The organism is Sorangium sp. So ce362 (assembly GCF_051519845.1).
Lineage (GTDB): Bacteria > Myxococcota_A > Polyangia > Polyangiales > Polyangiaceae > Sorangium.
On sequence record NZ_CP150332.1, the window covers coordinates 6,690,066 to 6,710,880 of the forward strand.

General features: G+C 69.6%; 12 protein-coding genes and 2 pseudogenes. 6 read left to right on the forward strand and 8 right to left on the reverse strand.

Going from position 1 to position 20,815, the window contains the following annotated elements; translation table 11 throughout:
- Positions 1-80: 80 nt before the first annotated feature.
- The 3 genes from WMF17_RS25425 (at position 81) to WMF17_RS25435 (ending at position 4,202) form a co-directional block, all read left to right on the forward strand.
- A complete protein-coding gene (locus WMF17_RS25425) occupies positions 81-1,517 on the forward strand; it encodes an amidase (protein WP_437643707.1) in 1,437 nt (478 codons plus the stop codon).
- Positions 1,518-1,848: 331 nt separating this feature from the next.
- A complete protein-coding gene (locus tag WMF17_RS25430; protein ID WP_437643709.1) occupies positions 1,849-3,162 on the forward strand; it encodes a glycoside hydrolase family 30 protein in 1,314 nt (437 codons plus the stop codon).
- Between the two features lie 251 nt (positions 3,163-3,413).
- Complete coding sequence (locus WMF17_RS25435; protein ID WP_437595737.1) at positions 3,414-4,202, forward strand: YbhB/YbcL family Raf kinase inhibitor-like protein; 789 nt, start codon at positions 3,414-3,416, stop codon at positions 4,200-4,202.
- Positions 4,203-4,383: 181 nt separating this feature from the next.
- Here WMF17_RS25435 and WMF17_RS25440 read toward each other — a convergent pair whose 3' ends face one another.
- Positions 4,384-5,022 carry a pectate lyase gene (locus WMF17_RS25440; RefSeq protein WP_437651388.1) on the reverse strand — a complete coding sequence of 213 codons (639 nt, stop codon included), beginning with the start codon at positions 5,020-5,022 and terminating at the stop codon, positions 4,384-4,386.
- A 9-nt stretch (positions 5,023-5,031) separates the two neighbouring features.
- A pseudogene (locus tag WMF17_RS25445) lies at positions 5,032-5,517 on the reverse strand (pectate lyase); the annotation flags it as partial.
- An 824-nt stretch (positions 5,518-6,341) separates the two neighbouring features.
- Here WMF17_RS25445 and WMF17_RS25450 point away from each other — a divergent pair.
- Positions 6,342-7,787, forward strand: a complete 1,446-nt coding sequence (locus WMF17_RS25450) for a sigma 54-interacting transcriptional regulator (RefSeq protein ID WP_437643711.1) — start codon at positions 6,342-6,344, stop codon at positions 7,785-7,787.
- Positions 7,788-7,915: 128 nt separating this feature from the next.
- On the opposite strand, the gene WMF17_RS25455 is transcribed toward WMF17_RS25450, so the two are convergent.
- From WMF17_RS25455 to WMF17_RS25475, 5 genes and pseudogenes are all read right to left on the reverse strand, one after another.
- Entirely contained in the window at positions 7,916-9,385 is a 1,470-nt protein-coding gene (locus WMF17_RS25455) for a serine/threonine-protein kinase (RefSeq protein WP_437643713.1), read from the reverse strand.
- A 244-nt stretch (positions 9,386-9,629) separates the two neighbouring features.
- Positions 9,630-10,103, reverse strand: a complete 474-nt coding sequence (locus WMF17_RS25460) for an NAD(P)-binding domain-containing protein (protein WP_437643715.1) — start codon at positions 10,101-10,103, stop codon at positions 9,630-9,632.
- Positions 10,072-10,257, reverse strand: a pseudogene (locus WMF17_RS25465) (hypothetical protein); the annotation flags it as partial. The pseudogene WMF17_RS25465 and the gene WMF17_RS25460, both read right to left, overlap by 32 nt.
- 61 nt (positions 10,258-10,318) lie before the next feature.
- Positions 10,319-10,486, reverse strand: coding sequence for a hypothetical protein (locus WMF17_RS25470; protein ID WP_437643716.1), 168 nt, complete (start codon positions 10,484-10,486; stop codon positions 10,319-10,321).
- A gap of 552 nt (positions 10,487-11,038) precedes the next feature.
- On the reverse strand, positions 11,039-13,471 hold the full coding sequence (locus WMF17_RS25475; RefSeq protein ID WP_437643718.1) for an alpha-glucuronidase family glycosyl hydrolase: 2,433 nt from the start codon (positions 13,469-13,471) through the stop codon (positions 11,039-11,041).
- A gap of 594 nt (positions 13,472-14,065) precedes the next feature.
- On the opposite strand from WMF17_RS25475, the gene WMF17_RS25480 reads away from it, so the two are divergent.
- Together WMF17_RS25480 and WMF17_RS25485 are read left to right on the forward strand one after the other, a co-directional pair.
- Positions 14,066-14,587 (forward strand): hypothetical protein, encoded by a 522-nt coding sequence (locus tag WMF17_RS25480; RefSeq protein WP_437643720.1) that lies wholly within the window; start codon positions 14,066-14,068, stop codon positions 14,585-14,587.
- A gap of 364 nt (positions 14,588-14,951) precedes the next feature.
- Positions 14,952-20,480, forward strand: coding sequence for a DUF4215 domain-containing protein (locus WMF17_RS25485; RefSeq protein ID WP_437643722.1), 5,529 nt, complete (start codon positions 14,952-14,954; stop codon positions 20,478-20,480).
- Here the strand turns inward: WMF17_RS25485 and WMF17_RS25490 are convergent.
- Positions 20,477-20,695, reverse strand: coding sequence for a hypothetical protein (locus tag WMF17_RS25490; protein WP_437643724.1), 219 nt, complete (start codon positions 20,693-20,695; stop codon positions 20,477-20,479). The genes WMF17_RS25485 and WMF17_RS25490 overlap by 4 nt on opposite strands.
- Positions 20,696-20,815: the final 120 nt, after the last annotated feature.

A 20,815-nucleotide genomic window follows, 5' to 3' on the forward strand; every position in this document is an offset into this window, starting at 1 on the left:
ATGACCCGGAGCGCATTGCCACGCGCCGCTCCTTTCTTCACCCCGTCGCGCGCGTCGGCCTCGTATAAGGGACCTGCACCATGAAGATCTCCGAGTACACCGCCTTCGATGCCCTGGGCCTCGCGGAGCTGGTCCGCCGGCGCGAGGTCACCCCTGCCGAGCTCATGGACGTGGCGTCGGCCGCCGTCGAGCAGGTGAACCCGGCGCTCAACGCGGTGATCTCCTCGCTGCGCGACGACGCCGAGCGGGCGATCCGCGCGGGGCTCCCGGAGGGGCCGTTCACCGGCGTGCCGTACCTTGTGAAGGACCTCGGCCTCCTCGTCGCGGGCACGCCGACCGGCATGGGCTCTCGCCTCTTCCAGGGCCTCGTGTCGCCCGCGGACGACGAGCTCATGACGCGCTTCCGGCGCGCGGGGCTCGTGTCGCTGGGCAAGACGAACACCCCGGAGCTCGGCCTCAACGTGGTCACCGAGCCGGCCGCGCACGGGCCGACGCGCAACCCGTGGCGCCCGGATCGCACGCCCGGCGGCTCGAGCGGCGGCGCGGCGGCCGCGGTGGCGGCGCGGATGGTGCCCATGGCCCACGGCAACGACGTCGCCGGGTCGATCCGCGTCCCGGCGTCGTGCTGCAACCTCTTCGGGCTGAAGCCCACGCGCGGCCGCGTCCCGACCGGCCCGATCGAGGGCGAGGTCCTGATGGGCTTCGCCACCGACCACGTGCTGACGCGCTCGGTGCGGGACAGCGCGGCGCTGCTCGACGCGATCGCCGGGCCCGATCCGGGCGCGCCGTACTTCGCGCCGCCGGGGCCGCGGTCGTTCCTGGAGGAGGCGCGCATGCCGCCCGGGCGGCTGCGGATCGCGTTCAGCGACGCCGCCTGGAGCGGGGTGCCGGTGCACGACGAATGCAAGCTGGCGGTTCGCCGGGCCGCGGCGCTGTGCGAGCAGCTGGGGCACGAGGTCGTGCCGGCGCGGCCGGAGATCGACTGGGAGCGGGTGCGGATCGCCTTCAGGATGCTGCTGTCGTACCAGGCCCACCTGCTCGATCGCGTCTGCCCGCTGTTCGGGCTCGCGCCGGGGCCCGACACGCTCGAGGCGGCCACGCTGACCATGGCCGAGGCCGGCCGGAGGATGAGCGCCGTGGATGTGCACGACGTGCTCGTCGCGCGCGATCAGCTCTCGCGGGAGCTCGGGCAGTTCTTCACGCAGTTCGACGTCCTGCTCACGCCGACGCTGGCCACGCTCCCGATCCCGCCCGGCACGCTCGACGCGAGCGATCCGGCCGTGGGGGCCGAGGCCTGGCTGGACCGGCTCTTCGAGTTCGCGGCGTTCACGCCCCTGTTCAACGTGAATGGGAGCCCGGCCATGTCGGTGCCGCTCCACGTGACCGCCGACGGCCTGCCGGTCGGGGTGCAGTTCGCGGGCCGGTACGCGGACGACGCCACCATGCTGCGGCTCGCCGGCCAGCTCGAGCAGGCCGCGCCGTGGGACCGGCGCCGGCCGGGGCTCTGCGCGAAGTAAGCGGCCCCGGGAGCCGCCGCCGGGAGGTGGCCCCGGGAGCGGCTCGCCCTCCGCCCGGTTGACGACGGCGAGCACGTCGAAATTTACAGCGTCGGTGACACCGCACAGGCAGGAAACGGCCGGGTCGGTGTGCGCGCGGTGAGGATCGATGATCAGAACCGAACGCTTCGGGAATGTGACTTTGCGGAAAGCGCGCGCCGCGCTCTGCGCCAGGACGATGCCCCCAGAGAGAAGCGATCCGCGAACGCGACGAGACCGAGCTGCGCGAGTCGCCGAGGCAGGGGCAGGCGGCGCGCCCCCCACGGAGGGACCGCCGACGCCTGAACCTGTGTTGATCACCTCCAGCCCAGACGCCTACTGGAAAGAGGGGACGGTGACCGAGGTCACGGGCGAGACCGCCGATGTGACCGTCAACGACGGCTCCACGGCGCAGGACTGGGCCGGCTTCGGCGGAACCTTCAATGAGAAGGGCTGGGAAGCCCTCGCCGCGCTCGACCCCGAAGATCGAGACAGGGCGATCAAGCTCCTGTTCGACGCGGCGGACGGCGCCAAATTCATCTATGGCAGGATCCCGATCGGGGCGAGCGACTATGCCACGAGCCGCCACACGCTGAACGACAAGGCCAACGACACGTCGATGGAAAGCTTCTCCATCGCGCGGGACAGGGAGAAGCTGATCCCCTTCATCAAGGCGGCGATGGCGGTCAATCCTGACATCCACTTCTGGGGCAGCCCCTGGACGCCTCCCCCGTGGATGAAGGACAACAACGCGTACGATCGCGGCAACATGAAGGACAACGCCGCGAACCTGGACGCGTATGCCCTCTATTTCGCCAGGTTCGTGGAGGAGTACGGCAAGGAAGGCATCACGATCGAGGCGGTCCACCCGCAGAACGAGCCAGGCTTCCCTCAGGACTATCCGTCCTGTCTCTGGACGGGAGCGCTGATGGCCAAGTTCATCGGGAGCCATCTGGGGCCGACGTTCGAGGAGCGGGGCATCCGCGCCGACATCTTCGTCGGCACCATGTCCAACACCCAGACGGACGGCGACATCGTGACCACCGTCATGGACAACGCCGCCGCCAGGTCCTACGTCAAAGGCTACGGCTTCCAGTGGGGCATGCTGGACACCTTCACCGGCCTGCGGTTGGACAAGGGCTTGGCCATCTGGCAGACCGAGCACAAGTGCGGCAATTACCCCTGGCAGAGCGGGACCGACCAGAGCAAGGCCCCGAACGACCATGCGTATGCCGTGGAGAGCTGGGGCCTCATCAGGGACTGGATCAAGAAAGGCGTGAACGCCTACTCCGCCTGGAACATGGTGCTGGACACGGTGGGCAGGAGCCTGGATACGGTGCGGCCCTGGGCGCAGAACGCGCTTCTGGCGGTGGACGTTCCGGGGAAGAAGCTGAACATCACGCCGGCCTATTACGTCTTCCGCCACGTCTCCCAGTACGTCGATCCGGGCGCCAAGGTCGTCGCGACGAGCGGCGGTGATGCGCTGGCCTTCAAGAACCCTGACGGCACCCTCGTCGCGGTCATGTACAACGCTGGAGCCGCGAAGCAGGCGGTCGTCGCCGTGGGCGGCAAGAAGCTGCAGTTCGAGCTGCCTGCCAGGGGATGGGCCACCATCAACTGGAAGTGATCCCCGCCTGAGCCACGGGCGCCGCGCACCTCTTGCAGGGTTCCTCATTCACGCCGCCAGACAGCATTATCCGGAGGCATTTCCAATTCTGCTGCACAGGAGAGCGCGTACCTGCTGAGCATATCTCCGCAATGCCATCGACAACAGGTCGCGCGCCGCGCCGGGAAATGTACCGCCAAATTGCGGATAATTGTCGTGAAGTCAACGAATGACACATTCCGGCCGGAGCGCGGATGTGACATCATCCGCCAATGCATATCCTCACGAACAGGTTCATTCGTAGCGTTCGATGCCTCGTCCTCGTAGGCCTGCCGCTCGCCGTGCTCAACTGCTCCAGCAGTGACCCCGATCCGTCGGGGGACGGCGGCGGCGGCGCCGCGACGAGCGGTGGAGCCACCACCAGCACTGGCACCGATAGCACGAGCTCGTCCAGCAGCTCTGCCTCGTCGGCGACCTCAGGGAGCGGCGGGGCGGGTGGCGCGGGAGACGGCGGCGGCGGCGGCGGCGTGGGTGGAGAGGCCGGCGGCGGCGGCGAGCCCTCCGGTGCATTCACGCTCACGAGCCCCAATCACGCGGAAGGCGCCGAGTTCGCCGACAAGTACACCTGCGCGGCCGCCGGCTTCCAGAACAGCCTCCTGCCGGAGCTCAACTGGACCGCAGGGCCTCCGGGGACGAAGAGCTACGCCATCACCTTCATCGATGTCACCCTGGCGACCCAGACGCCGCCCGTGGCTAACGGCTATCACTGGGTCATCTACAACATTCCCGCCGACGTCACCTCGCTGCCCGAGGAGTTCAAGGACGCAGCGTCGATAGGCGCCAAGCAGAACAACAACTACCTCGGGCCTTGCCCCAATTTCGCCGGCGGGAACGCCAACACCGACACCTACGAGTTCACGATCTATGCGCTCGCCGAGGCGTCGGTGACGATCGCGGGCACCGGCACGGCCGCGGCGATGGACGCGGAGAAGAAGCTCGAGATGAACCATCTGGCGAAGGCGAAGCTCACCGGCACGTCCGATGCCTCACAGCCTCGGTGAGCGGTAGCGGGCGGCGACGCTCGCCGGGGGGGGTGACCGTGATGGCGGGGTGGGCGGCGAGCGTGAGCGGAGGCCTGTCGCCGCTCGCCGGGGCAGGCCATCCTTCACCGATGCAGCTGTGGCTCGCCTTCACCTCCCCCGTCGCCCGCAAGATCGCCGGGCGTCCGCGACCGCGCGCGGATCAGTACTGGGTGTTGTTGGACGTGGTGATCTTCGAGGAGCTCACGCCCATGAAGAGCTCCTTGCCGATATCTCTGTAGCGGGTGTTCGTCATCGTCACGCTGCTGCTGCTGCTGTCCGTCCTGAAGATGGACTCCTTCATCTTCGAGATGTCGCAGCGGTCGATGAAGACGTCGACCTTGAAGTCGGTGCCGCCGTTCTGCCGGATGAACTTGCCCGCGTTCTCCGCCTTGAAATTCGAGACCCTGAACGTGCTGGCCGCGTTGATCTGGAAGACCTTGTCGTCGCCGTTCTTCGCGGAGCCGCCGTTCAGGACCACGGTGCCGGACTTCTTGACCGTCAGGGCATCTTCGCCGATGTCCTCCCAGACGATGTTCTCGAGCGTGACGTTGCCGTACGTGTGAATGCCGTCGGCGGCCGGAGCGCCGAGGACGACGTTCTTCAGCCTCGCGCCGTCCTCGAGCTTGAACACCGGCTTCTGCCCCTCTTTCTGGCTGCCGTCGCCGAGCGTGTTCTTGTCGGCGATGAACCGCTTGCCGCCGCCGTCGAACGTCTCGCCGGCCTTCACGACGATCGTCGAGCTGACGACGCCGCCGCCCCCCGTCGTCGTGGAGCCGCCGCCCGAGTCGCCGCCGCCCACCGGGACGAGCTCGATATAGTCGATCTTGAGGTCGTAGCCGGACGCGGACGAGTTCTTGCCCGTGACCTTGAAGGTGAACTCGACGTTCCCGGAGAGCGACTTCTCCGCGAGCTTCGCCGTCGTCCAGCTGTCGCCCGTGGCGGAGGTATAGGCGTCGAAGGACTTGACCGAGGAGCCGTTCGCGCTCAGCTCGTACTTGCCGTACACGTTCCGCTTGGCATACCGGAGGACGATCTCGTACTTGCCGGACGCGACCGACCTGGAGAACTTGAAGGTATCGCCGCTCTGGTTGGCGCGGAGCTTCACGTTGTCCGCGTTGTCCTCGATCCTGTCGCCGGAGGAGATGGACCAGGACTGATCCTCCGCCTGGATCTTGACGACGCTGAGCGCATCGCTCGTCGCATCCATGTCCACCTCGCCCTCGTCGGCCGCGATGCAGCCGACAAGAGCGAGCGACAGCAGCGACCCCAAAGCACCGACCCATTTCAAGCTCATGATATCATCCCTCGTTGGTTGCACTCCGCGCGACCGAGCTCGTCGCCAAGCCTGTCAGAAGATCTCAACCTGCTCGACGGTCCAGGGCTCTGCGCCCCTCGCCTCGATGCAGCGCCCCGCCGCGCGTCTCGACAGGTCTCCGTCTCCAAAGCAACGCTCGGGCCACGAAGCGACTTTGCCCGAGATCGTCCAAATACACGCTATTGTTGCATTTTTCCGGCCGAAGAACCGCGGTTCGAGCGTTCCGGCTTCAAGGCATGCTCGCCGCTGTCGCGCGGGGCCGTCAACCACGTCAACGCGAGGTTGACAGGCGAAGCCCGCCGTCGACTCGACACCTCACGCCCGACACAGGGCCACACGGTGGGAGCGCGTGGCCCAGAGCGCTCCTAAGGCGGCACCTGGGCCGAGCTGTCCACATGGCTCCCTGGGCGCCGCGAGCGACCGGCGCTGCGGAGAGCTTGCGCCTCCGGTGTTACAGCCAACCGCTCTCACGGCCCATCGGCCGATCCCCCGCAGCGGCCCCGCCCTACCGGCTCGCCTCTGCGGTGGAGAGCGGGAGCTCCCGCTCTCCACCGCAGAGGCGAGACGGCAGGCGTCAGGCGGGAACGGTATACGGAATACGGGCACGGTACACCGGGACGCTCTTACAGCGGCGGCCGGGAGCTCCATGCGGCGCCCTCGTCGGGCGTCGCCGCTGCGATCGTGCTCCGCGGGCTTCTCACCACGCATCGGTCTACCGATGCCGTCGGAGGTTTGGTAGTATCGCCCACTCAATGCCCGGCGACAGAAGTTCATCGACGAAGAGCCTCAGCACCACGGCATCGATGCAGATTTACGTGCCGACCTTCCGGCACGCGAGCTCGGGGGCCGGGATCGTGCTGCTCTATGCCCCCAACTACGAGCAGTTTCGCCCGGCGTACCCCCTGTCCGAGTCAGGCTCAATCCTCGGCCGCGACCCGAGCGCGGACATCTACATACCGACCCGCACAGCATCGCGCCAACACGCTCGCATCGAGCTGCGCGGGGGCGTCTGGCAGCTCTCCGATCTCGGCGGTCGCAACGGCACGATCCATAACGGGGAGTTCGTGACCGAGGCCGTCCTCGCGCACCTCGACGAGATCCGGATCGGCGACGCCATCTTCAAGTTCGTCGAGAGCGACGCCGAGGCCTACGCGCACTACCGCATCGACGGCGCGTATTTCGACGATCCGGACGCGCCGGAGGAGGCCCGGCCGCGCTTCTCGACGAGCCGGATCGTCGGCGGCTACCAGAGCCAGCGCCTCGCCGGGCGCGTGCGCGAGATCGCGCGCAGCGAGCTGTCGGTGCTGATCCTCGGCGAGAGCGGGACGGGAAAGGAGATCTTCGCCGAGCAGCTCCACGACTGGAGCGGCAGGCGCGGGCCGCTCCAGGCCGTCAACTGCGCGGCCATCCCCGCCACGCTCGTCGAGGGGGAGCTCTTCGGACACCGGCGCGGCGCGTTCTCGGGCGCCGACCGCGACCGGATGGGCATCCTCCGCGCGGCGCACCAGGGCACGCTCCTCCTCGATGAGATCGGGGATATGCCCGTGGAGGCCCAGGCGAAGCTCCTCCGCGTGATCCAGTCCAAGGAGATCACGCCGCTCGGCGCGGCGCAACCCGAGCAGGTCGACGTGCGGATCGTCGCCGCCACCCACCGCGATCTCGACGCGCTCCAGCAGGCCGGCGCCTTCCGCGCCGACCTGTTCGCTCGCCTGAACGAATTCAGCATCACCCTGCCCCCCCTGCGCGAGCGCAAGGAAGACATGTTCTCGCTCTGCGTCGCGCTCGCGAGACGCCACGACCGGCCCGAGGTGCGCCCCAGCATGGCCTTCATGGCGAGCCTGCTCCACCACGATTTTCCCTACAACGTGCGAGAGCTCGAGACGCTCATCAAGCGCTGGGCCGCCACGGCTCGCGGCCCCGAGCTCGATCTCCAGGACGTCAGCGACGAGATCCGGAACCGGATGAGGACCTACGGAGCCCGGAGCTCGGCGCCTCCGCTCCCGCCCACGGACGATGCCCGCGCCACGCTGATCCCGGAGGACGGGGCGGCGCTCTCGGCGCACGAGGGAGCGTACGCGCCGAAGGGGGCGCTGCCGCCGCGGACCTCCCCGGACGAGAAGGCGCTGCGGGAGCTCCTTGTGCAGCAGCGGGGAAACGTCGCCGCGGTGGCGCGCGAGCTCGGAAGAGATCGCGCGCAGGTGCACCGGTGGATCCGGCGGTACAACATGAACGTCGACGAGTTCCGCTGACCGCGCGGTGGTGCCGTCATTTGCCCAGAGAGGTTTCACACGAAGTCGGGGAGTCACGAAGATCCTCAGGGTCTTCTTCCCCCCTTCCCGCCTTCATCTTCAAAGGACTGCACCCCCCTCGAGCGCGGCTACTCGAGGCGCTGAGGCATGAGCGGGTCGCTCGTGTCCGCGCGGGCAGGCGCCGCGCTCGCCGTCGCTGCGGGCCGAGGCTTCCCGCCCTTCAGGGCCGCAGGCGCCCTGTCGATCTCGACCGAGGGCTGCTCGACGACGGCCGCCAGCCCGATCCGGTGCGCGAAGGCGGATGGCTCGGGCGCCGGCGAGGGCGCCGGGCGCTGGACGGAGAGCGCCTCCAGCGCGCCGCGGATCGCACGCTGCACACCGGAGGACGCCGTCCTGGGCGCGTCGGCCGGCCGGAGCACCGCGGCCCAGCCGAGGCTCGCGACGAGCAACGCGAGGGCCGAGAGCGGCAATCTCCTCAGGCCCCGGCGCGGCGGCGGCGCGGGCTCGCTCGGCGGTCGCTCGTGGACGCGGTAGTCCTCACTGAGCGTCGTCTCGTGCGGGAGCGCCGTCATGCTGCCCTCGGGGAGGTCCTTCCACCGCTCCGCGCCGGCCGCATGGATCCTGGACCGCCGGGGCACGCGCGCCCTCACCCGGGGCTCGAACCGTGGGGCGACGGCGAGGCGCTCGGATGGCATCAGGGGGACAAGCATGCTCTCGTCCAGCGACAGCGGGTCGTCGCCGAGCAGCGGCAGGATCGCGTCGAGCATCGCCGAGGCGCTCGGATACCGGTCGGCCGGCTGGTACTGGAGCGCGCCGTCGATGACGGCGGCGACCTCGGGCGAGACCCACGGCGCGAACTCCTGGACCGGCGCGGGCAGGTCGACGACCAGGGCGGCGATGAGATCGCCGACGGCCTTCACGTCCTCGGTCGGCGTTCGCCCGGCCAGCGCGCGGTAAAGCACGACCCCGAGCGACCAGACGTCGGTCCGATGACCGATGTCCTTGATGGCCCGCGCCTGCTCGGGGGACATGTAGCGCGGCGTCCCGAGCATGTACCCGGACCGCGTCAATCCCGTGGTCTCTCGGCGAGGATCGTGGCTTGGCCGGATCTTGGCGACGCCGAAGTCGAGCAGCTTGACGACGAGCCCGCCGTCCTCCTCGCGCCGCGCGAGGAACAGGTTCGCCGGCTTGATGTCCCGGTGCAGGACCCCGGCTTCGTGCGCCTTCTGCAGGCCGATGCACGCCTGGGCCACGATCCGGAGCGCGAGCCCGGGAGGCAGCGGGCCGAGGCGGTCGAGGACCTGCGCGAGATCCTCGCCGCGGAGGAGCTCCATCACCAGGAAGGGCGAGCCCGTCTCCTGGTCCACGCCGGCGTCGAGCACGCGGACGATGTGCTCGGTCCGGATGGCGCTCGCCGCCCTCGCCTCGCGCTCGAACCGGCCCAGGGCAGACCGGCCATGGGCAAGCTCCGGCGAGAGGATCTTCACGGCGACGCGGCGCTCAAGCGCGACATCGTCGGCCTCGTAAACGGCCCCCATTCCCCCCTTGCCGATCAATCGGCCAAGGGTGTACCTGCCGTTCAGCGTCGTCCCGTCCACGAGCGGCATTTACCCTACGATGGCTGAGGTCGTGGCACAACCCGGCTCTGCGGGACGCTGCGTGCATCCCCGATGCCGGGTGGATGCGGGCCGACCGCCGGGTCGTGACGCTTCGGTGCGCGGCGCTCGAGCGGCATTCCTCCTGCATATTGCGGGAGCCCTGCGGGAGGAGCGCTTTCGCGCGTTGGATTCTTGCTCTCCCGCAGACGGGGAGCCGGGCAGGGAGCCCGCCCGCCGCGGTCCTTCACCCCGCCCTCGACAGCGCGAACCCCTCGCAATGCTGGGCCGCTATCTCCTCGCACCTCTTCCTGTAGGGGACGCCGGTCGAGCCCGTGCCGAGGACGCCGACGCGCTTGCCGGTGAAGTCGACGCCCTCCTGCGGCCAGCGGCTCGTGTGGTGCCGCTCGCCCTGGAAGCGCTCGATCCCCTCGATATCGGGCGTCTTCGCGACGGACAGGCAGCCCGTCGCCAGGACCAGGAACCTGGCGGACACGCTCTCGCCCTGACCCGTCCCGAGCGCCCACCGATCCGCGCCCTCGTCGAAGAGAGCCGCGGTCACGCGCGTCCTCAGCTGGATGTCCCGGCGGAGATCGAACCTGTCCACGACGTGGTCGAGATAGCGCAGGATCTCCGGCTGGGTGGCGTATCGCTCGGTCCACTGCCATTCCTGCTGGAGCTCTGAGGCCGCCGCGCTCGAGCCGCAGCAGCTCCCGCTCACGCCCGCAAAACCGGCGGATGCGGCGCGGGTCGGGGGAGCCGTCGACCGTCTCGGCGCAATCGCCCGAGCGATAGCGGATCAGCGGCATCCAGGGGTTGCGGACGCTCGACACGATGAGGCTGTAGATCGTGCTGCCCTCCAGGACCGGGATCAAGCGAGGCAGAAGGTCGCAGAAGCGACGACCTCCCGCCTCGCCCGCCGACCGGGTGGCCCTGTCAGCTGATGCAGCCGGCCTTCTCCGAGATGCAGCCCTCCTTCTTCGAGATGCAGCCCTCCTTCTTCGAGATGTAGCCGGCTTCGAGCGTCGATTCATCGACCGAGTTGGCCGTGACCCACTGGTTCCAGAGACGGTCCTGGGCGATCTTCCGAATCAGATGATCCATTCGAACCTCCGACATCGTGATGGTGGATGATGGGTGAACGGCGCGCACGTCCACAACCCGCGCGCCGCTGCGGTCGTGTGCTCGATGGCCAGGCAGACACGCAGCGTGTGCAGCCCAACGGTCTCGCTGACTATATGAGTCCAGCAAGGAGGGTCAAGGAGCGCAGCGCGGGGGTCGATCCCGCCGCCCGGCCATCTGCAACAGGCATGCTCCAGGCGCAGCGGGGCGAGCACACCACGGGGCCGGCACACGACGATCTCAGCGTGGACGCCTGGGAGCACACACCGGGATGGCGGTGCAGCCGATCGCCTCGACCGGGCCGTGCAGCGTGCTTCGGCAGGTCCTCCGGGCTGAGGACCTACGCCCAGCCGGCGCTCTCCGGGTCCGGCCCGCCCGGTTCAGCCTGAGCTGGCTGCCGGGCGAACGGCACGGAATCCGCTCTTCACGTGGTTCATGTAGAAATGGCGACCCGAGCCCCTGACAGGCTCGCGGCGCGCCTCCCCGGCGGGCTCGCGCGAGCCGCTCGGGCCAGGCCGAGCCGACCGGCTACGCTTACGGGAGGATGGCCGGCGACGGGTCGCCCGTGTAGACCTGCGAGCAGCGGGGCTTCTTCACGTCGCTTGGGCAGCGGAGCCCCTGGTAGAAGCTCAGCGAGTTCGCCGGGGCGGCGTAGCCGCTCGGGATCGGGAGCTTCGACACCTGGCCGAAGTAGGCGAGGCACGCGTCGCGCCACCAGCGCGCCTCGTAGTGCTGGATCTTCAGGAACTCGGTCACGTTGCCGAAGCGCTTCTCGTCGATACGCCCCTTGACCGACTCCCATGCTTCTCGCATGAGCCCCACCTCATCGACGCCGCTGCTGTACTGATGGACGAGCTCCTCCCAGACCGTCCTCCCCGAGCTCAGCTCGTCCTTCCAGCCGACGCGGTGGAAGAAGAGCAGGAGATCCTCGGGCACCGTCTCCCGGCTCCCGAACTGCTGTCGCACCGGCCCGAAGTACTGGGCGACAGCGTTGCTGCCCGACGATGACCGGTCGAAGCCGATGCCGCTCTCGTTCGCCTTGTGATAGTAGACCGGGTTCCACTCCGCGCGACTCAGGGTGTTCGACCATGGGGCCGGCCCGTAGTGATGGTCGTTGCCCATGATGTGGACCAGGCCGAGAGGCGTCATGTAGTCGGCGAGCGCATCGCGGGATTTCATCATCATATCGACGACCGGCTCGCGGACGACGGGGTCGCTCGAGAAGGTCTGGCGGACCCACTCGTCGGCGATGGCCTCCGAGGAGAGGTCTGGATTCCATGCCAGCCGTCCGAACACGTACCAGTTCGCCTGGTTCATGTGGGACCCGGTCCAGTTCGCGTCGTCACCGACGTTGGCGACGCCCGCGATCGCGGTGGTCGCATAGTCATGGAGGGTGCCGTCGATGACCCGCGCCACGGTCGAGCCCGCGCCGTCCGCGTGGGTGTCCGCCTTGAGGACCTCCTCGAACATCGGCCCGAGATAGGCGAGGTGCGTATCTTCGCCGAGATACTCCTTCGTGATCTGGAGCTCGAGGACCAGGGGCGTCTTGGGCATGGCGCCAAACAGCGGATGGAACGGCTCTCGAGGCTGGAAATCGAGGGGACCGTTCTTGGCTTGCACGAGGACGTTGCCCTTGAACCTGCCGTCCAGAGGCTTGAACTCCTCGTACGCCTCCTTGATGCGGTCCGGGGGGCTGTCGTCCGAATAGACGAAGGCGCGCCACATCACGATGCCCTTGTGAGGCGCGAGGGCGTCGGCGAGCATGTTGGCGCCGTCGGCGTGGTTCCGCCCGTAGTCCTGCGGCCCCGGCTGCCCCTCGGAGTTCGCCTTCACCAGGAAGCCCCCGAAATCGGGGATCTGCCGGTAGATCTCGTCCACCTTGTTCGCCCACCATTGCTTGACGCTGGCGTTGGTCGGATCGGCCGTGTTCAGATTGCCGATCTCGATCGGGGCGCTGAAGCGGGCCGTGAGGTAGACCTTGATGCCATAAGGACGGAAGACATCGGCGAGCGCCTTGACCTTCGTGAGGTACGAGGCCGTCAGGACCTGTGCGTTGGCGTTCACGTTCGTGAGCACGGTTCCATTGATGCCGATGGATGCGTTGGCTCTCGCATAGTCCTTGTAGCGGGGAGAGAGCGTGCCCGGCAGCGCATTCCAGTCCCAGATGGATCGGCCCGCGTAGCCGCGCTCCACCGAGCGATCGAGGTTATCCCAGTGGTTCAGGATGCGGTGCTCGATCTTGGGAGAGCCGGAGAGCGACAGCTTCGAGAGAGCGCTGTGACTCTGGACGTGCCGGAGGAGCGCGAAGGTGCCATAGAGCACGGCCACCTCCGTGTTGCCCGCCACGGCGATCACCGATTGGCCGCCCACGTCGGCGGCTTCGATGAGGTAGCCCTCGGGGCCCAGGGCGGCGAGGCGCGCGGCGAGCGGCAGGTCTTTGATGATGTCGGCGGTGGCCGTCCCGATCACCACGGCGCCCGGGCCCTCGACGGCCGCGCCGGCCTCGACCGTCGCGCCGGTCAGACCGCTCAGGCCTTTGACGAGCTCGGCCTCGGCGATGTCGAGGCTCGCGCCGCTCCCCGATTTGATCACGCGCTTGAAAGCCGCCTGATACTCCCCGAGGCGCCCCGGAATCGGGACTTGCGGGTACCTGAGCCAGAGGTCTGCGCCGGTCTCGTCCGGCAGGGAGTCCGGCACGAGATACACCTCGTCGGAGCCCGACTCTCCACCTGTGGTCCCGGTCGAGCCTGCCGCGCCCGCGCCCGCGCCCGTGCCCGTGCCGCCTCCGCTCCCAGGGACGACGCCGCCCGAGCCCCCGACGCCATCGTCGCCGCCACCGCCGCTCAGGCCGGCGCCACCGCCCCCGGTCGTCCCGTTCGACCCATTGGCGCCGCTCGAGGAGCAGGCGCTTGTGAGCGCGACGCCCAGGAGCCCGACCAGCAGCAGCGGCACCCTCAGGATCGTCATCGAATGGGACCGCCATGGGGGCGGTCGGCGTGAGCAACTTGAAATCTGATTTTCCGAAGGAGGCGTCATCTGCATCAGCCTTTCCAGTGGAGGTGGCCCAGGGCGAAGGAAAGGCATACCGATCGCGGAAGTCAAGGGTGAACCGCGACGCTCGTCTCGGGCTGACATTCGGAGATCGGGGCCACCTTCGTCGCCCTCCAACCCAGATCTCGATATGACAGAAGATTTCTTGCGCGATCCGCCATCCCTGGAAAACGACAGAAACAACTCCCGGCCTCTCGTGGCCGGGACAGCACCACTGCCGCGCCCGGACTACGGATCTTCCGTGACGCGCGCATGGCACAGGCTCGCGCTCGGCGATCGCGGCTCGAACCACCCCGCGCCGTCGGATAGGCTCCGGCGGCGTACCGCCGGTGCCTCCTGCTGCGGTCCCGACATCCTGAGCCCAGGAGGCGGAGGTGACCTGAATGGGTCGTGACATCGATCACCTGCACCACGTCGGCCACGTCGTGAACGACATGAAGGAAGGGCTCGAGCCTCGCCCGCTTCCAGGGCCTGCACATCCTCGTCTTCAAGACCCCTGACGCAGACGCCGTGGCCGGCAGGCTGAGCTCCGAGGGCATCCGCCACGGGGGCGTCAGCGCGGTTCGACGGCCGGTGGACACCGCAAAGGGACCTCGGATGGAGCCGCTCCGCTTCATCGAGCTCGACAGCGACGCTCCGGAGGACGCCGGGGCAGGACGCGCGCCCGAGGGGAGGCTCGCGATGGCGGAGGACCCGGCGGCGGAGCTGCTCGAGGCGCAGCTCGCCATGGATCATCCGAACGGCGCGGTGGACCTCGTCGACGCCGTGCTCTGCGTCGCCCGGGCGGCGCTGCGCGATGTCGAGCGCCGCTACGAGATCTACCTCGGCCGCCCGGCGCGCGCCGAGGGTCCGGCGCGCGTCGGGCGACCTCTTCGTTCCCGCCGCGGCGGCGCTCGGGGCCGCGATCGTCTTCCGGAGCGCCGGGGGCGTGAAAGCGGGCTGAGCCGCGCGACCCTCCCGGAGCGCGGGGTCGGCCGAGACGCAGGACGGGACCGCGGCGCGCAACGCCCTGCTCGCGGCGCTCGCATTTAATTTGAGCACAAACTATTTTGCGATCTCCAGTCGGAGCGCAAATGTCAAGCGTGAACCGGGGTGCGACGCCGGGCGCTCGCTCGTGCCATAGCAGCAGAAAGGAAGCACCGACTCCACCCGACGCTGCATCGCGCAATGCGCGTCATTCGTCAGCGGAGCTCCCTTGGAGTCCGCCGAGAACGGGTTGTCGTGGCGATGTGCCCGAGTGGACGAGGGTGAAGTAATTTTCGCCTAGAGGTGCGAAGGGCGCCCGGGCTACCCTGGAGCAGGGTCGTCCGACTTCCTGCCCGAGCGCATCCGCTCCTGTTCGTCGAGGTGTGTCGTGAGTTTGAGAACGTCTTATCTGGCTTTGGCGGTGGGATTGATGCAAGTAGCTGCCGCCTGCGGAGGGGACGCGCCCTCCACGGGCAACCCCGGCGCAGGCGGCTCGGGGAGCGGCACGAACTCCGGTGGTTCCGGCGGCGAGGCCGGGAGCGGCGGCATCGACTTCGCCGGGAGCGTCGGCTCGGGCGGCAGCGGCGGAGAGACGCCGGATCCCTGCGCCGGCGACGACCCGCCCCCCGAGTGCAACCTGCCTCAACAGCCCGCCTGCGGCGACGGCAAGATCAACCAGGCCAGCGAGACGTGCGACGACGGCAACAGCCTGCCGGGCGACTGCTGCTCCGGCCTGTGCGAGATCGAGCCCTACTGCGAGTGCCCCACGCCCGGCGCGCCGTGCGTGCTGACCATCGCGTGCGGCGACGGCGTGGTCGATCCGGGCGAGTTCTGCGACGACGGCAACACCGTGGATGGCGACGGCTGCAGCGCCGATTGCTACTCGGTCGACCCCTCGTACGTCTGTCCGATGCCGGGCAAGCCCTGCACGCTCCTCTACGACTGCGGCGACGGCCGCGTGAACGGCTCGGAGACGTGCGACGACCGCAACAAGGTGTCCGGCGACGGCTGCAGCGCGGACTGCAAGCGCGAGGCGGGCTTCTCGTGCTCGCGGCCCGGACAGCGCTGCGAGCGCCTGCCGGTCTGCGGCAACGGGGTCAAGGAGGCCGGCGAGACGTGCGACGACGGCAACACGGCGAGCGGCGACGGCTGCTCGGGCCTCTGCCGGCAGGAGTCCTTCTACAACTGTCCGACGCCGGGGCAGCCGTGCGAGCTGCTGATCCGGTGCGGCGACGGCGCGATCGATCCCGGCGAGCTCTGCGACGACGGCAACACGACGGGCGGCGACGGCTGCAGCGCCGACTGCAAGGCGCTCGACCCGCTTTACGTGTGCGCCAAGCCGGGTGAGCCCTGCCTCCTCCTCTATCGCTGCGGCGACGGCCGCGTGAACAACGGCGAGCAGTGCGAGGACGGCGGCGACCCGCCCGTGTCCGGCGACGGCTGCAGCGCCGAGTGCATGCGCGAGCCGGGCTACGTCTGCCCGCGGCCCGGGCAAGCCTGCGAGCGCCTGCCCGTCTGCGGCAACGGCCGCCTGGAGAGCGGCGAGCAATGCGACGACGGCAACACGGCGGGCGGCGACGGCTGCTCCACCCTGTGCCGGCAGGAGGCGTTCTATGCCTGTCCGACCCCGGGGCAGCCGTGCGAGCTGCTGATCTGGTGCGGCGACGGCGATATCAATCCGGGCGAGGTCTGCGACGACGGCAACAACGTGAGCGGCGACGGCTGCGCCGCCGACTGCAGCGCGGTGGAGCCGATCTACTCGTGCCCCACGCCGGGCGTGCCCTGCACCCTCCTCTACTGGTGCGGCGACGGCCGCGTGAACGGCTCCGAGCAATGCGAGGACGGCGGCAACCCGCCCGTGTCCGGCGACGGCTGCAGCGCCGACTGCATGCGCGAGGAGGGATATCAGTGCAGCCGGCCCGGCCAGCCGTGCACGCAGCTGCCCGTCTGCGGCAACGGCCGCAGGGAGGCCGGCGAGGTGTGCGACGACGGCAACACCGCGGGCGGCGACGGCTGCTCGAGCCTGTGCCGGCAGGAGTCCTTCTACAACTGCCCGACCCCGGGGCAGCCGTGCGAGCTGCTGATCCGGTGCGGCGACGGCGCGGTGGATCCCGGCGAGATCTGCGACGACGGCAACACCGCGGGCGGCGACGGCTGCAGCGCCGACTGCAAGACGGTGGACCCGGCGTACGTGTGCCCCGAGCCGGGTGAGCCGTGCATCCTCGTCTACCGGTGCGGCGACGGCCGCGTGAACGGCGGCGAGCAGTGCGACGACGGCCAGAGCCCGCCCGTGTCCGGCGACGGCTGCACGTCGGATTGCCGGCTCGAGGAGGGCTGGATCTGCCGGCCGGGCCAGCCCTGCACCGAGAGGACCTATTGCGGCGACGGCGTGGTGCAGCTCGGCGAGCAGTGCGACGACGGCGGCGAGGCGAGCCCTGTCGGCGGCGACGGCTGCACCTCGCAGTGCAAGATCGAGGTGGGCTGGACGTGCCCGCCGGCCGGCGGCTTCTGCAACCCGCCCCCGCCGCCCGTGTGCGGCGACGGCCGCGTGAACGGGAGCGAGCAGTGCGACGACGGCGGGGAGCCCCCGGCCGGCGGCGACGGCTGCAGCGCCGACTGCCAGATCATCGAGGATGGCTGGGATTGCTCGCGCGTCGGGTTCCCGTGCAAGACCGTCTGCGGCGACGGGATCAAGGTCGGCGCCGAGCAGTGCGACGACGGGAATCTCTTCCCGGGCGACGGCTGCGACGAGACCTGCCGCATCGAGGCCGGCAGCGTGTGCGACGACGGCGAACCCCAGGACTGCACGGGCTTCTCCGTCTGCGGCGACGGCCTCCGCGAGGGCACCGAGGCGTGCGACGACGGCAACGGCGACTGGCGCGACGGCTGCACGCCGGACTGCAAGCGCGAGCCGACCTGCCCCGGCGGCGAGTGCACCTCGGCGTGCGGCGACGGCATCCTCCTGCCCGGCGATCCCACCGAGCAGTGCGACGACGGCAACACCGAGAGCGGCGATGGCTGCTCGGCCGAGTGCACCGTCGAGCCGGGCTACCTCTGCACCGTGACGCCCTCCGAGATGCGGCTGCCGATGGTCATCCGCGACTTCATCGGCTGGTGTCCGACCGACTACAACCGCAACGTGAGCAACACCGAGTGCGATGCCAACCTGACGGACAACATCATCGGGCACTTCGACTTCGAGATCGAGCCCTCGGGCAGCGGGCAGCTCGACGGCACCGTCTTGACGACGCTCGACGGCGACGGCAAGCCCGTGAACGCCTACGGGAACCCTTTCACCACGCCGCGCGCCGCGACCGGCTGGACCTCGGGGCAAAACAACTTCCAGTGGTGGTACCGGGACAACCCGAACTTCAACAGGAGGCTCTCCACCACGATCGAGCTGATCGAGACGCCCCCCGGCTCCGGCCGGTTCGTGTACGAGCGGAGCCCGTTCTGGCCGGTGGATCGGAGCCCGCCCAACGGCGATCCCGTGCTCGACAGCTTCGTGGCCGACGGGCGGGAGAGGACGCGCACCGACGGGCACAACTTCTACTTCACGAGCGAGGTCCGGTACTGGTTCCAGTTCATGCCGAACGGCGCCGAGGCCGATCCGGTGCTCACCTTCTTCGGTGACGACGACGTCTGGGTGTTCATCAAGAACACGCTGACCGCGGACATCGGCGGCATCCACGGGCAGGCCCAGGAGAGCGTGACCATCCTCGACAACGGCAACGCCCGCGTGACCCCCTGCAGCACCAACGAAGGCTGCCCGAGCCGCAACCCCTACGTCGTCAACCTCAACCTCGAGCCGGGCAAGGTCTACGAGATCGCTGTGTTCCAGGCCGAGCGCCACATCACCGGGTCGAACTACCAGCTCACGCTGTCGGGCTTCAGCGCCGGCACGTCGGTGTGCACGCCGCAGTGCGGGGTCGAGGATCCGGTGGTGACGCCGGGCGAGGAGTGCGACGACGGCCCCGAGAACGGGACGGGCTATGGCCAGTGCAACAACTGCCAGCTCGGCGCCTACTGCGGCGACGGCGTGAGGAACGGCCCCGAGGCCTGCGACAACGGCGCCAACAACAGCACGTACGCCAACGCGTCCGGCGCCTGCGCGCCGGGGTGCGTGGCCCCGCCCCGCTGCGGCGACGGCGCGGTCAACGCGCCGTACGAGGCGTGCGATCTCGGCTCCGGCAACACCGCGAGCGGCTACGGCGGCTGCACGACGTCGTGCGAGATCGGGCCGTTCTGCGGCGACGGCGTCGTCAACGGCACCGAGGGGTGCGACGACGGCGTGAACGACGGCTTCTACGGCACCTGCAACCCGAACTGCACGCCGGCCCCGCAGTGCGGTGACAACAACGTCGACGCGGACTGGGGCGAGGAGTGCGACAGGGCGGGCGACACGACCTGCGTGAGCTGCCAGCTCGGGGAGCACTGCGGCGACGGCGTGCTGCAGCCGGAGTTCGGCGAGGAGTGCGACGACGGCATCAACGACGGCGGGTACGGCCGCTGCGCGCCCTCGTGCCTGTACGGGCCGCGCTGCGGCGACGGCATCGTCCAGCCGGAGGAGGAGCGCTGCGATCTCGGCGAGGGGATGAACACCGGCGCGTACGGCGGGTGCAATGCCACCTGCAACTACGGGCCGTACTGCGGCGACGGCGTGCGCAACGGCGCCGAGGCGTGCGACGACGGCGTGAACGACGGCGCCTACGGCACCTGCGCCACGGGCTGCACGCCGGCGCCGAGGTGCGGTGACAACAACGTCGACGCGGAGTGGGGCGAGGAGTGCGACAGGGCGGGCGACTCGACCTGCGTGAACTGCCGGCTCGCCTCGCAATGCGGCAACGGGGTCACGCAGCCGCAGCTCGGCGAGCAGTGCGACGACGGCGTGAACGACGGCGGGTACGAGCAGTGCGGCCCTGCGTGCCTGTACGGTCCGCGCTGCGGCGACGGCATCGTCCAGCCGTCGGAGGAGGACTGCGATCTCGGCGATGGGCTGAACAACGGCGCTTACGGCGGGTGCGATGCCTCCTGCAACTACGCGCCGTACTGCGGCGACGGCGTGCGCAACGGCGCCGAGGCGTGCGACGACGGCGTGAACGACGGCACCTACGGCACCTGCGCCCCGGGCTGCACGCCGGCGCCGACGTGCGGTGACAACAACGTCGACGCGGACTGGGGCGAGGAGTGCGACAGCGCGGACGACACGGGCTGCGTGAGCTGCCGGCTCGGCGCGCACTGCGGCGACGGGGTGACGCAGCCGCAGTACGGCGAGGAGTGCGACGACGGCTTCAACGACGGTGGGTATGGCGAGTGCGGCCCCGCGTGCGTCTACGGCCCGCGCTGCGGCGACGGCATCGTCCAGCCGTCGGAGGAGGACTGCGATCTCGGCGATGACGAGAACGGCGGCGAGTACGGCGGGTGCACCGGGCTCTGCCAGTACGGGCCGTACTGCGGCGACGGCGTCGTCAACGGCACGGAGACCTGCGACGACGGCGTGAACGACGGCTTCTACGGCAGCTGCCTCCCTGACTGCACGCCGGCGGCCAAGTGCGGTGACGACGTTGTCGACGAGGCGTGGGGCGAGCAGTGCGATCCGCCGAACGAGGCCACGGGCTGCAGCAACAACTGCCGCCTCGGCGCCCAGTGCGGCGACAAGGTCGTCCAGGCCGGCGAGCAGTGCGACGACGGCGAGAACGACGGCGGCTACGGCGAGTGCGGCCCGCGCTGCCAGCTCGGCCCGCGCTGCGGCGACGGCATCCGCAACGGCACCGAGCAGTGCGACGACGGCGACGGCAACAACACCGGCGGCTACGGCAAGTGCGCGCCGGGCTGCGTCTACGGTCCGTACTGCGGAGACGGCAAGGTGCAGAGCCTCTACGAGGCGTGCGACGACGGCAACCGCGTGAACGGCGACGGCTGCAGCCTGACCTGCCAGCACGACGGCATCCCGAACTAGCCCGTCGCGAGCGGGCTCGCGGGGCGCAGGCGTCGACCGAGGCCTGCCCCCGCGAGCCCGGCCGGCCCCGCCCCGAGGGGCGCGGGGAGCGAGAGCCGCTGCTCATCGCCTTCCTGAATCACCTGATCGAGCTCGACGAGGCGCACCGGATCGTCTCGATCGAGCGACCGCCCCGGCGACCACGATGTCACCGGAATGATCCTCTGTCCGCTCATCGTCCTTCTTCCTCGACCTTCCCGCCGAACGCTGGGCCAGCTGCATCTCAAGTGACATCGTGGTCGGGGTGAGCGCCGCGCGTGGACCGGTCGGCGCTCGCCCCCGGCGGCAAGTTCGCC

Coding starts and splice junctions, on each gene's coding strand:
- WMF17_RS25450 (WP_437643711.1), top strand. CDS start 6,342: ATGCAGATTTACGTGCCGACCTTCCGGCACGCGAGCTCGGGGGCCGGG.
- WMF17_RS25490 (WP_437643724.1), bottom strand. CDS start 20,695: ATGAGCGGACAGAGGATCATTCCGGTGACATCGTGGTCGCCGGGGCGG.
- WMF17_RS25475 (WP_437643718.1), bottom strand. CDS start 13,471: ATGACGATCCTGAGGGTGCCGCTGCTGCTGGTCGGGCTCCTGGGCGTC.
- WMF17_RS25485 (WP_437643722.1), top strand. CDS start 14,952: ATGCAAGTAGCTGCCGCCTGCGGAGGGGACGCGCCCTCCACGGGCAAC.
- WMF17_RS25435 (WP_437595737.1), top strand. CDS start 3,414: ATGCATATCCTCACGAACAGGTTCATTCGTAGCGTTCGATGCCTCGTC.
- WMF17_RS25425 (WP_437643707.1), top strand. CDS start 81: ATGAAGATCTCCGAGTACACCGCCTTCGATGCCCTGGGCCTCGCGGAG.
- WMF17_RS25470 (WP_437643716.1), bottom strand. CDS start 10,486: ATGGATCATCTGATTCGGAAGATCGCCCAGGACCGTCTCTGGAACCAG.